This is a genomic window from Streptomyces sp. NPDC055140 (genome assembly GCF_053607285.1).
Genome location: NZ_JBSGTG010000021.1, coordinates 29,934 through 42,361, shown reverse-complemented (window position 1 = coordinate 42,361; position 12,428 = coordinate 29,934). Strand labels below are relative to the sequence as shown.

The following is a 12,428-nucleotide window of genomic DNA, read 5'->3' as shown; positions in this document are numbered from 1 at the left end:
TGCGGGAGACACCTACGTGAAAAAGTTACGTACAACCGGCAACCCTTGTGGCAAAGTTGCGCCGCGCTGATCCCCCGCTCGCTGACCGAGAGGACTCCACGATGCGCCCGCCGCGTGCCGAACGTGTCAACGCTCCTACAGAGACCCGGAATCCCCGCACCCGTGAGATCGACGACATCCCCACTCTGGAGGCGTTGCGCCTGCTCAACGCCGAGGACCGGATCCCGGCCCTTGCTGTTGCCGCCGTGCTGCCCGACCTGGCGCGGCTGGTCGACGAGACGGCACGGCGGATCCGGGCAGGCGGCCGCTTGCACTATTTCGGCGCGGGGACGTCGGGCCGGCTCGCCGTGATGGACGCGGCCGAGCTGATCCCCACGTTCGGCATGCTGCCCGGCATCGTTGTGGCCCATCACGCGGGCGGGCCCCGCGCGTTGGTCGAGCCCGTCGAGGGCGTGGAGGACAGCCCGGACGCCGGCGCGAGCGATGCGGCGCAGGTGGGCCCCGGGGACGTCGCGATCGGCGTGGCCGCCAGCGGCCGCACCCCCTACGTCGGCGGGGCCCTGCGCGCCGCCCGGGAGGCCGGTGCCTTCACCGCCCTGGTCAGTGCCAACCCCGCGGCGGAACTCGCCGATGAGGTGGACGTTCACCTGGGCGTGGACACCGGACCCGAGGCCATCGCGGGCTCCACCCGGCTGAAGGCGGCCACCGCACACAAGCTGGTCCTCAACAGCCTGTCCACGATGGTGATGGTCGCGCTGGGCCGGACCTACTCGAACCTGATGGTCGATGTGACCGCCACCAACGGCAAGCTGCGCGGTCGCCTCATCACCATCCTCGTGGAGGCCACCGGACTGGACGAGGAGACGTGCGCCGCCGCCCTCGCCGCATCGGGCGGGGAACTGAAGACCGCTCTGGTCGGCCTGCTCGCCGCGTGTTCACCGCAGCAGGCGCGAGCGGCCTTGGCGGACAGCGGCGGACGCGTCCGTGCGGCGCTGCGTCTCCTGGACTGAGGGCCGCGCGTCGCACCGGACATTCCCGCCGGGCCGGACCGGCGGGAATGTCCCGTTCACCCCTTCGAGCGCCGCCGGTGCACCGCGCTGTACGTGCGCTCCAACGCGCGCGTCGTGCGGCTGCTGTTGTGCTGGGCCACGCCGACGAACAGGCAGTCCACCAGCGTCAGCGCGGCGATCCGGCTGGACATCGCGCCGGTCCTGAAGGTGGTCTCGCGCGCCGCGGTGACGAGGACGTGATCGGCGACCTGGGCGATCTCGGAGCGCGGGAAGTTGGTGATGGCGATGGTGGTGGCCCCGTTGTCCGAGGCCTCCCGCATGGCCGTCACGGTGTCGGCGGATTCGCCGGTGTGCGAGATGCCGATCGCCAGATCGCCCCGGCCGAGCAGGGCCGCCGACGTGACGGCGCCGTCCCGGTCCGGCCACGCGGTCGCGCGGTGCCCGATGCGGTGCAGCTTCTGCTGGAGGTCCAGCGCGATCAGCGCGCTCGCACCGACCCCGTACAGGTCCAGGGCGCTTGCGCTGACGACAGCGTCGATGGCCCGCTCCAGGACGTCCAGGTCGATCTGGGCGATGGTCTCCTCCACCGCGCGGGCGTCGGCGAACCCCAACTTGCCCACCACGTTGGCCAAGGAGTCGTCGGGCTCGATCTCGCTGCCGGCACTCGACCAGACCCGAGCGCCGTCCTTGCTCCCCGCGGCCGTGGCCAGCGCGATCCGCAGATCCGGGTACCCCTTGAGGCCCACGGCCCGGCAGAACCGGATCACGGTCGTCTCGGATGTCCGGCATTCCGCGGCGAGTTCGCTGATGGTCCGCCCGGCCACTCCCACCGGATCGGCGATCGCCGCCTCGGCGACACGCTGCTCCGACGGCGGCAATGAGGGCAGGAGTGCACGGATCTGCACCAACACGGACTGTGTTGGTGCGGTGCGTTCCGCGCTGGGGGCACGACGAAGGTTGTCGCCTCGTACGTGGTTCCGGTGACGTGAAGCAGCCATGTGGGAATCCTACGGTTTCGGTGGGGAACGGGGAGTGGGCCGAGGGATTCGTCTGTCGGAGTCGGGTTCGTCCGTGGCGTGCACGGTCGGTGCGACGGGGGCGGCAAGGTGGTCAACTGCCGTGGGAAAGGGCCGACTCGGTCCGGGCGACGGCCGCGTGGACGGCGCGACGCAATGTCTTCGCCCGCGCGCCGCGCCCGTAGTGCACGGCGTTGGTCAGCAGCACCACCCAGATGCCGCTGACCGGGTCGAGTGCCAGGCTGGTCCCGGTGAAGCCGGTGTGCCCGGCGCCGGACGAGGGCCAGTGCGGGGACATGTGGTCCCAGTGGTCACCGGGCAGCGTCCAGCCCAGTCCCCGGGCGCCGTTCAGGCCGCGGGTCTGCAGGTTCAGAGCCTCGGTGCGTATCCGGCGGGAGAGCACCGATTCCTCGGAGAGCCAGCAGGCTCTCAGGTAGTGCGCGAGGTCGGGTGCGGTGCCGAACAGGCCCGCGTGTCCGGCGACACCTCCCAGACTCTCGGCGTTCTCGTCGTGGACGACGCCCCACTTGGGCTCGCCGCCGGACGCGGCTTCGGTCGCGGCGGTGTGCGCACGCCACTCGGCGGGCGGCAGGTAGCGGACGGTTCCCAGGCCGAGCGGGTCGAGTACCAGGTCCCGTACGGCGCTGTCGAGCGGGGCATCGGCGACTCGCGCGACGATCTCACCGAGCAGGATGAACCCCACGTCGGAATACTGCACGACCGTGCCCGGCGGGTGCTCGAGGGGCTCACGCAGCACGGCGCTCAACCGGTCGGCAGGGTCGCCGGGAAGCTGCCAGTAGTCCCGGTGCGGGGGCAACCCCGAGGTGTGCGACAGCAGATGACGAATCGTCACCTGTCCCTTGCCCCTCCCGTGGAAGCGTGGAAGGTGACGGCGGACCGGGTCGTCAAGGCCCAGGTCTCCGCGATCGGCGAGCCGCAACACGGCCGGCAGGGTGGCCACCACCTTGGTCAGCGAGGCCAGGTCGAAGACGGTGGCGGCGGTGACCGAACGGCCCGAAGGTCCTGACGCGGTGACGCCGTAGGAAGAGGTGCGCACCTCACCCGCGGTCCCCCGCCCCGTGATCAGGACGGCGCCGGGCACCGTACCGTCCTCCACCGCACGGCGTACGAGGTCCGACGGATCGGTGATATCTGCGACGCCTTCAGCTGCGGGCATCATGGTCCTGCCTTCCGGTTGGGTACGGGGGGCTGACAGGCCGATCATCTCGCTGGTAATTTTTCGCCGCAACAACGAACTCAAACGTTATTGATTTACGTGCGGTGTCTCCACCGACCCCCGAGGTGAATAGCGATGACGACCCCTCACTCCATCAGGACCGCAAGCGAGAGCGACCTTCCGGCGCTGCGCACGCTCGTCCAGGCAGCGCTCGTGCACGATCAGGACGCCGCTGATGTGCTCGACCTTCTGTGGACGCAGGCGGCGTCCCGCCCCCAGTTCCGGCTCGTGGCCGAGACCGACGGGCAACCCGTGGGCCTCCTCGTCGGCGCGCTGGGACCGGCAAAGGCAGACGCCCCCGCCACCGGCCACATCGACCTGATCGCCGTGCACCCCCAGGCGCAGAGCCGGGGCATCGGACGGACCCTGCTCGCCCGCGCCGAGGAACTCATCACCGGTGCCGGTGCCACCCGGTTGATGATGCGAGGCAGACCGCCGTACTACGCCTGGCCCGGTATCGACATCCGCTACACGCGAGCCGTCTGCCTCGCCGAGTCCAGCGGCTACACCCGTGGGCGCGACGGCCTCAACATGAGCGTCGACCTGCGCACCGCGCCGCTGGACACGACAGCCGACGAAGCGCGTCTGGCCGCCGCCGGAGTGCAGGTCCGCCGCCTGACCGCGCAGGACGAGAAGCCGTTCCTCGCGTGGATGACCCGGTGGGGCGGCACGTGGGACGGCGAGGCCGCACGCGCCCTCGCCTATGATCCGCCGCGCGGCCATGTCGCCGTCCGCGAGGGTGCCGACGGAGTCGAATACGTGGGGTTCGCCTGTCACGGCGTCAACCGCCGCTCCTGGTTCGGCCCGATGGGCACCGAGTCCGCCCTGCGCGGCATGGGTGTCGGAACCGTACTGCTGCGGCGCTGTCTCGCCGACCAGCTCGCGGCCGGGCTCGACGAGGCCGAGATCGGCTGGACCGCACCCGTCCACTTCTACGCACGCGGTGTGGAAGCGCGGCTCGGCCGGGTCTTCTGGACGTACTCCAAAGACATCTGAGCCCCACGACCACACCCGAGAGGATCTGTCATGCCGTCCGTCCGCACCGGCCAGCCCTCCAGCATGCTGCTGACCCTCGCCGACCAGGTGCTGCAGCCCGGCTTCCACGGCATCGCCGCCCCCGACTGGATCCGCCGTCGGCTCGGCGACGGGCTGCGCTCGCTCCTCCTCTTCGGCCCCAACATCCGAGATCGCGCGCAGACCGCCGAGCTCACCGATGCCCTGCGCGCCGAAAACCCCGACGTACTGATCGCCGTCGACGAGGAAGGCGGCGACATCACCCGCCTCGAAGCGACGACCGGCTCCTCCTATCCGGGCAACCTCGCCCTCGGCGCCATCGACGACACGGCAGTGACCACTGCCGTCGCCCGCTCGATCGGCGCCGAACTACGCGCTGTCGGCATCGACATCGACTACGCACCCGACGCCGACGTCAACTCCAACCCCGACAACCCGGTCATCGGCACCCGATCCTTCGGCGCGGACCCTGCACTGGCCGCCCGGCACACCGCCGCCTGGATCCGCGGACTGCAGAGTGCCGGAACCGCCGCGTGCGCGAAACACTTCCCCGGCCACGGAGACACCGACAAGGACTCCCACACGGACCTGCCCGTTGTCACCATGGACCGCGACCGGATCGCCGAACTGGCCCTGCCGCCCTTCCGCGCCGCCCTGGCCGCCGGCGCCCGTGCGGTGATGACCGCTCACCTCCTCATCCCCGCCCACGACGCCGAACACCCCGCCACCGTGAGCCCGCGCCTGGTCACGGGACTGCTCCGCGAAGAGCTGGGATTCGACGGACTCGTCGTCAGCGACGCCGTCGAAATGCGGGCCGTGCGCGCCCGCTACGGGCTGACCGGCGCCGCCGTCCGCGCGCTGGCCGCGGGCGTGGACCTCGTCTGCCTCGGCAACACGTCGGGCGAGGCCGAGTTCACCGCCCTGCGCACCGCCATCGCGCAGGCGGTGGCGCACGGCGAGCTCTCGGAGGACCGGCTGGGCGAAGCCGCTCGCCGCACGGCCGACTTCACCGCCTGGCAACGCGAACTGGCCAAGACCGCCGCCATCGCGCCGCCGGACCGGGGGCTGGGACTGGCCGCTGCCCGTCGTGCCCTTCGTATCACCCCACCCGACACACCCGCACTGCCCCTGGAGAAGGCCCCGGTCCTGGTCGAGTTCGGCATCCCCGGCACAGTCGTTCAAGGAGACGGCGTTCCGTGGGGCCTGGGCCCTGCCCTCTCCTCGCTCCTGCCCGGGACGGTGCGCGTCGCCCTGCCCGCAGTCGCCCCGTACGACGCGGCCCGGACCCATTCGATCGTCGCCCAGGCCGCAGGCCGGCCGCTGGTCCTCGCCGTTCGCGACGCGCACCGCCGCCCGGCCGTGGGTGACTGGCTGCGCGCGCTGCTCACCCGCCGTCCTGACGCGATCATCGTGGAACTCGGCTTCCCACGACCCGGCTTGGACGGAGCCGTCCGCATCGACACACACGGAGCCGCCAGGGTCTGCGGACAGGCCGCCGCGGAGGCCCTCGCCGGACGGACGCTGACCGGCACCTGATCGGCCGACGGCACGGCGACAGGACGCGTCGTAACGGCGGACCGCCCGGACCCGTCAGCGAAGAGATTCCACCAAGAGTTCGCCCTGGTCGCTGATGACCTTGACCTCGACATCCTTCGGATTGGAGCCGTCCCAGACGCGGCAGTCGACCTTGTTGCCCACCTTGACCTCGACGGAGACCGGGCAGGTCACCCCCTGAACGGACGCCTGTTTCGGGCCGAGGACCTCCTCGGCCACCTGCCGCTCCAGCGCGTCCTGGTTCAGCACCCGAGTCGGTTCGACGGCTATGACGTCGGTGGCCATCACCTTGACCGTCACCGCTACCGCGCAGCAGGCGATGACGGCCGAGGAGATCGCCAGGACGGTACGGGCGAAGTTTCGTTGATCTGCCACGCGGACAGTCCTATCGACCGGACGAGGGGCTGACAAGGCCTCCCGCTCCTGCACCACTGCCCATGGGGAAGTCCAGCGGGGCCATCCGTGGCTACCGCGCCGTCGTCGACCCGACCTCGGGTCGTGGCTAGCATCACGACCATGCCATCCGACACGGATCCGTCGATCATGAACCCGCTCGAACAGTTGACGATCGACCAGTTGCGGGCCCGGACCAGCATGAAATGGACCACCTTTCCGGCCGACGTCCTGCCCCTCTGGGTGGCCGAGATGGACGTGCCGCTCGCCCAGCCGGTCGCGGCCAGGCTGCACGAGGCCATCGATGCCGGCGACACCGGCTATCCCAGCGGCCGTGCCTACGCCCGTGCCCTCCAGTCGTTCGCCGCGGACCGCTGGGGATGGCGGGGCTCCGAGGCCGAGCAGACCGCGATCGTCCCCGACGTGATGATGGGCATCGTCGAGGCGCTGCGGCTGATCACGTCTTCGGGCGATGCCGTGGTGGTGTGCTCGCCGGTCTATCCGCCGTTCTACGCCTTCGTCACCCACGCCGACAGGAAAGTGATCGAAGCACCGCTCGGACCCGACGGCCGACTCGACATGGAGACGCTCAGGGCGGCGTTCGCCTCGGCCCAACACGTCTCGGCACGAACCGTCCTGCTGCTGGCCAATCCCCACAACCCCACCGGAACGGTGCACACAAGGGCCGAACTCGTCGCGGTTGCCTCTCTGGCCAGGTCCTTCGGAGTGCGAGTCGTCTCGGACGAGATCCACGCACCCGTGGTCCTGCCCGGTGCGCAGTTCGTCCCCTACCTGACCATCCCCGGCGCCGGGGACGCGTTCGCCCTGCACTCCGCGTCGAAGGCCTGGAACCTCGCCGGTCTGAAGGCGGCCCTGCTGGTGGCCGGACCGAACGCCGTCGACGACCTGAACCGACTTCCGGAGGAGGTCAGCCACGGACCCAGCCACGTCGGCATCCTCGCCCACACCGCCGCCTTCGAGCACGGACGGCCCTGGCTGGACGCGCTGCTGCGTGGCCTCGACACCAACCGGGCGCTCCTCGCCGACCTCGTGGCCGAGCGACTTCCCGGGCTCGCCCTGATGTGGCCGGAGGCGACGTATCTCGCCTGGCTCGACTGCCGCACCCTCCGCCTCCATACGACGTCCCCGACGGTTGCCGTTCCGGTCGTCAGCGACATCGCCGGCCCCGCTCGGTTGTTCCTCGACCAGGCGCGGGTCGCATTGAGCTCAGGGCACGCGTTCGGCAGCGGGGGCGCCGGATTCGTACGGATCAACTACGCCACCTCATCGGCGATCCTCCGCGAAGCCGTGGACCGCATGGCCGCCGCGGTGTCCGGTCTCGAAGCTCGCTGACCAGCCGAGAAGAGCACCACATGTCCAGGTCCGTGACCGACTGCGAGAAGTCGGCCACGGCGCCGGCTGGAAGACCGTACTGTCCGTCAGAGAATGCGCACCGCGCCGCGGGCCCGCGCCGTCGAGCTCGTCCCCGCGTACACGTCGACGCGGCCGCGCTCCACGACGTATGTCCCTGCCGGGTCGTTCGTCCAGAAGCCGAGGTCCTCGGCGCCGAGCCGGAAGCGGACCGTGGTGCTCTCGCCCGGCTCCAGCGTCACCCGCTCGAAGCCGCGCAGCCGGCGCACCGGCTGGGCGATGCTCGCCGCGACGTCGTGGATGTACAGCTGGACCACCTCGTCGCCGACGCGGTCGCCGGTGTTGGTGACCGTCACCGTGACCTCGAGCGTCTCGCCCGCCGCCAGCTCCTCGCGGGTGATCTCGGTGCGCCGCAGCTCCGGGGCGCCGGTGGCGAACGTCGTGTAGCTCAGGCCGTACCCGAACGGGAACTGCGGGGTCTCGTCCAGATCCAGGTACTTCGAGACGAACTTCGGGTCGGCGCCGGGGGCATGGGCGGGGCGGCCGGTGTTCTCGTGGTTGTAGTAGACCGGGATCTGGCCCACGGCTCGTGGGAAGGAAACGGGCAGCTTGCCGCCGGGGTTGACCGTGCCGAACAGCACGTCCGCCACGGCGTGCCCCGCCTCGATGCCCGGGTGCCACGCCTCGAGTACCGCCGGCGCGGTGTCCAGCCAGCCGCCGATCGTCAGGGGCCTGCCGTTCAGGAGCACCACGGCGTACGGCTTGCCGGTCGCGGCGACGGCGGCGATCAGCTCCTCCTGCCCGCAAGGCAGTGCGATGTCGCTGCGCACGGCCGCCTCGCCGCTGAGCGCGGGGGGTTCACCGACCACGACGACGGTGACCTCGGCCTCCCGCGCCGCGGCGACCGCGGCCGCGACATCGCCATCGGCGTGAGTGACGCGGGCGCCGGGGGCAGCCGTGCGCACCGCGTCCAGGATGCTCACGGACGGGAGCTGGAAGCCGCCGGGGCCGGCCCACGTGCCGTGCAGGTCAGTGGAGTTCGCGAGCGGGCCGACCACCGCGATCGAGGGCGTGGTGCGCTCCAGGGGGAGGACACCGTCGTCGTTCTTGAGCAGCACCATCGACCGGGCGCCCGCGGCTCGCGCCGCCTCCCGCGCGGCCGGCGTCGGACCGGCGATCTCGGCGGCCTCGTCGGTGTACGGCTGGTCGAACAGGCCGAGGGCGAACTTGAGGCGCAGGATGCGCGTGACCGCGTCGTCGAGGCGGGACTCGCCGATCAGGCCGTCGGCCACGAGCTGCTCACCGTGCTCGGTCACGTTGGTGGAGACCATCTCCATGTCGAGCCCGGCGTTGAAGGCGAGGCGTGCCGCGTCGGCACCGTCCTCGGCGAAGCCGTGCGCGATGAGTTCCTCGACACCCGTGTAGTCGCTGACGACGAACCCGTCGAAGCCCCACTCCTCCTTGAGGATCGTGTTCATCGTGTGCGGATTGCCGTGTGCCGGTACGCCCGCGACGGTGTTGAACGCTGCCATCACCGTGGCCACGCCCGCGTCCACGGCGGCCTTGAAGGGCGGCAGGTAGTGGTTGCGCAGCCGCTGCTCGGAGACATCGACCGTGTTGTAGTCGCGGCCGCCCTCCGCCCCGCCGTAGGCGACGAAGTGCTTGGCGCATGCCGCGATGCGCTCCCCGTCCGTCAACTCGCTGCCGTCGTCGGCGCCTTGGTAGCCGTGGACCTTGGCCACCGCGAAGGCGGCGTTGACGTACGGATCCTCGCCGCAGCCCTCCGCGATGCGGCCCCAGCGCGGCTCGTGGGTGACGTCCATCATCGGCGAGAACGTCCAGCGCACACCGTTCGAGCGGGTCTCCGCCGCAGACACCTCGGCGTCCCGGCGGGCCACCTCCGGGTCGAAGGACGCCGCCTGGGCCAGCGGAATCGGGAACGTGGTCCAGAAGCCATGGATGACGTCGAGGCCGAACAGCAGCGGGATGCCGAGCCGGGACTCCTCGACGGCCATCCGCTGCAGCGCGTTGGTGTGCGCCGCGCCATGGATGTTGAGCACCGAGCCGAGCAGACCGGCACGCGCCGCCGCCTCGATGTGCGCGGTCTGGCCGCCACCGGGCCCCGTGTCACCGGTCCAGGTCAGCTGCTGCAGCTGACCCAGCTTCTCGGCGGTCGTCATTTGGTCGAGAAGCACCTTGACCTGGTCCTCATACCGTCGAAGCATGCGAGCCCCTCACCGCTCTATTGCCGCATCACCCATGCGAAGTTAACGTGTGCGCCAGTCATGTAAGCGCATTCAGGAAGCGCATACAAGTGGGTGGAGGTTTCTGATGGCCGACCTCGGGACTCCGACGGCCGGGGACGGACTGCACGTCATGAGTTTCAACCTGCAGGTCCACTGGGACAACCCGCCCCACACCTGGCCCGAGCGCAGACGGACGGTCGCCGACCTGCTGCGCCGCGCACGTCCCCACCTCATCGGCACCCAGGAAGGCCTGCGGCACCAAGTGCACGATGTCGAGGCCGCCTTGAGCGAGTACGGTGACGACTACGGCTGGATCGGCGAGGGCCGGGAGGGCGGTGACGACGGCGAGTTCATGGCCATCTTCTACGACCGCCGGCGCCTGACTCCCCTGACACACCGTCACTTCTGGCTCTCCGGCACACCGGACATCCCGGCCTCCAACACCTGGGGCGGCGGCTGCCCCCGCATGGTCACCTGGGTCCACTTCCGCGACCTGGCCACGGGCGGAGAGCTGTACGCCGCCAACACCCACTTCGACCATGCGAGCGCCCACGCACGAGAACGGTCCGCGGCCCTGCTCGCCGAGCGGCTGAACACTCTCGCGCCGGACGTCCTGACCATCGTCACCGGCGACTTCAACACCCCGGCGGGACCGAACAGTGCGCCCTACACCCGCCTGCTCGCCGACGCGGGTCTCGTGGACGCCTGGGACGCGGCCGAGGAACGCGGCCCGGACCTGGGCACCTTCCACGACTACCGGCCCCCGGTCCCCGACGGCGAGCGCATCGACTGGATTCTCGTCTCACGCGGCGTCCGGGTCCGCTCCGCACACGCCAACACCTTCGCGCCCGACGGCCGCTTCCCCAGCGACCACCTGCCGATCGAGGCTGTTCTGCACACCGCACCCCGACCGTCCTCGGAGGACCCCACCCCATGACCTCTCGCCGCCCCGCCACCGAGTGGCTCGCCGACGCCGTCCTCTACCAGATCTACCCGCAGTCCTTCGCCGACTCCGACGGCGACGGCATCGGCGACTTCGCCGGTGCCGAGGCCAAGCTGGACCACCTGGCCTGGCTCGGCGTGAACACCGTCTGGTTCAACCCGTGCTTCGCCTCGCCGTTCCGGGACGCGGGCTACGACGTCAGCGACTACCTCACCGTCGCTCCGCGCTACGGCACCAACGACGACCTGGTCAAGCTCGTCGACGCCGCCCGGAGCCGCGGCATCCGCGTCCTGCTCGACCTGGTCGCAGGCCACACCTCCGACGAACACGCCTGGTTCAAGGCATCGGCGGACGACCCCGCCGACCAGCGCTACATCTGGGCCGACACCGAAACGGCGCCCCCGGGCTTCGTCGCCTCGCCCGGCACCCGCCCCGGCTTCTACCAGCCCAACTTCTTCGAGTCACAGCCCGCCCTCAACTTCGGCCACGCCCGCAGAGACGCGGCCGAGCCCTGGCGCCTGCCCGTCGACGCCGAAGGACCCCGGGCCAACCGCCGAGCCCTGCGCGACATCATGGACCACTGGCTCTCCCTCGGCCTGTCCGGCTTCCGCGTCGACATGGCCGCATCGCTGGTCAAGGACGACCCGGGCCACGCCGAAACCGCCAAACTGTGGCGGGAGCTGCGCGGCTGGCTCGACAACAGCCACCCGCACGCGGCACTCCTGTCCGAATGGGGCGACCCGGCGATCTCTGTCCCGGCCGGCTTCCACGCCGACTTCTTCCTCCAGTTCGGCTCCGAGAACGACGGCCTGTACCTGCGCTCCCTGTGGAACAACTTCGCCGGCACGGTCAGCGAGCCCTGGACGCCGCTGGCCCCGTACTTCGACGCGTCGGGCGAAGGCTCCACGCGGACCTTCCTCGACGGCTGGCGCGCGGCCCGCGACGCCATCGGCGACGCCGGCTTCATCGCCCTGCCCACCGCCAACCACGACTTCTCCCGCCTGGCCTGCGGGCCGCGCACCGCCGAGCAGCTGCCCGCCGCCTTCGCGTTCCAGCTCACCTGGCCCACGCTGCCCGCGATCTACTACGGCGACGAGATCGGCATGCGCTACGTCCCCGGCCTGCCCGACCACGAGGGCAGCCGCCTCGGCCCCCGCTACAACCGGGCCGGCTCACGCACCCCCATGCAATGGGACGACACGCCCAACGCGGGCTTCTCCACCGCCCCGGCCGACCGGCTCTACCTGCCCCTCGACCCCGACGCGAACCGGCCCACGGTCGCCGCCCAGCAGGCCGACCCCGACTCCCTGCTGAACCTGGTCCGCCGCATCATCGCGCTGCGCCGCGCCACCCCGGACCTCGGCCCCGCGGGCAGCACCGAGGTCCTGCACGACGGCTACCCGCTGGCCTACGTCCGCGGAGGCCGCTACCTCGTCGTCGTCAACCCGAGCGGCGAACACGCGGACGCAGCCGCACCGAAGGACACCGCCACCCCGGTGGTGGCCTCCGGGGTCACGGTGAGCGGGGGCAGGATCAGCGCCGACGGCTTCGGTTACGGCATCTTCGAGCTGTAGCCCGACCTTCGAGCTGTAACTCACAGAAGAGGGGCCGCACTGCCGTCCGGCGGTGCGGCCCCTCGTGCGT

Annotated in this window: 10 protein-coding genes; 6 read left to right on the top strand and 4 right to left on the bottom strand. The window is 71.0% G+C overall.

The window, feature by feature from the left end; genetic code table 11:
* Nucleotides 1-101 precede the first annotated feature (101 nt).
* Nucleotides 102-1,010, top strand: a complete 909-nt coding sequence (murQ, locus tag ACWFR4_RS32850; protein WP_453655765.1) for an N-acetylmuramic acid 6-phosphate etherase — start codon at nucleotides 102-104, stop codon at nucleotides 1,008-1,010.
* A gap of 56 nt (nucleotides 1,011-1,066) precedes the next feature.
* Here the strand turns inward: murQ and ACWFR4_RS32845 are convergent, their stop codons facing one another.
* Both ACWFR4_RS32845 and ACWFR4_RS32840 read right to left on the bottom strand, forming a co-directional pair.
* On the bottom strand, nucleotides 1,067-1,915 hold the full coding sequence (locus tag ACWFR4_RS32845) for a MurR/RpiR family transcriptional regulator (RefSeq protein ID WP_453469223.1): 849 nt from the start codon (nucleotides 1,913-1,915) through the stop codon (nucleotides 1,067-1,069).
* Between the two features lie 205 nt (nucleotides 1,916-2,120).
* The gene (locus ACWFR4_RS32840; protein ID WP_453469225.1) at nucleotides 2,121-3,206 is read right to left on the bottom strand and encodes a serine hydrolase domain-containing protein; all 1,086 of its coding nucleotides are present in this window, start codon (nucleotides 3,204-3,206) and stop codon (nucleotides 2,121-2,123) included.
* Nucleotides 3,207-3,338: 132 nt separating this feature from the next.
* On the opposite strand from ACWFR4_RS32840, the gene ACWFR4_RS32835 reads away from it, so the two are divergent.
* On the top strand, nucleotides 3,339-4,259 hold the full coding sequence (locus ACWFR4_RS32835; RefSeq protein ID WP_453655764.1) for a GNAT family N-acetyltransferase: 921 nt from the start codon (nucleotides 3,339-3,341) through the stop codon (nucleotides 4,257-4,259).
* Nucleotides 4,260-4,289: 30 nt separating this feature from the next.
* Entirely contained in the window at nucleotides 4,290-5,813 is a 1,524-nt protein-coding gene (locus tag ACWFR4_RS32830; protein ID WP_453655763.1) for a glycoside hydrolase family 3 protein, read from the top strand.
* A gap of 54 nt (nucleotides 5,814-5,867) precedes the next feature.
* Here ACWFR4_RS32830 and ACWFR4_RS32825 read toward each other — a convergent pair whose 3' ends face one another.
* Entirely contained in the window at nucleotides 5,868-6,206 is a 339-nt protein-coding gene (locus ACWFR4_RS32825; protein WP_453655762.1) for a DUF4333 domain-containing protein, read from the bottom strand.
* A gap of 141 nt (nucleotides 6,207-6,347) precedes the next feature.
* Between ACWFR4_RS32825 and ACWFR4_RS32820 the strand changes: the two genes are divergently transcribed.
* Nucleotides 6,348-7,577, top strand: a complete 1,230-nt coding sequence (locus ACWFR4_RS32820; protein WP_453655761.1) for a MalY/PatB family protein — start codon at nucleotides 6,348-6,350, stop codon at nucleotides 7,575-7,577.
* An 86-nt stretch (nucleotides 7,578-7,663) separates the two neighbouring features.
* On the opposite strand, the gene ACWFR4_RS32815 is transcribed toward ACWFR4_RS32820, so the two are convergent.
* Nucleotides 7,664-9,820, bottom strand: a complete 2,157-nt coding sequence (locus tag ACWFR4_RS32815; protein ID WP_453655760.1) for a glycoside hydrolase family 3 N-terminal domain-containing protein — start codon at nucleotides 9,818-9,820, stop codon at nucleotides 7,664-7,666.
* Between the two features lie 106 nt (nucleotides 9,821-9,926).
* Here ACWFR4_RS32815 and ACWFR4_RS32810 point away from each other — a divergent pair, with 106 nt between their 5' ends.
* The gene (locus tag ACWFR4_RS32810; protein ID WP_453655759.1) at nucleotides 9,927-10,778 is read left to right on the top strand and encodes an endonuclease/exonuclease/phosphatase family protein; all 852 of its coding nucleotides are present in this window, start codon (nucleotides 9,927-9,929) and stop codon (nucleotides 10,776-10,778) included.
* A complete protein-coding gene (locus ACWFR4_RS32805; RefSeq protein WP_453655758.1) occupies nucleotides 10,775-12,358 on the top strand; it encodes an alpha-amylase family glycosyl hydrolase in 1,584 nt (527 codons plus the stop codon). Before ACWFR4_RS32810 ends, ACWFR4_RS32805 begins: the two co-directional genes overlap by 4 nt.
* The last annotated feature ends 70 nt before the right edge of the window (nucleotides 12,359-12,428 follow it).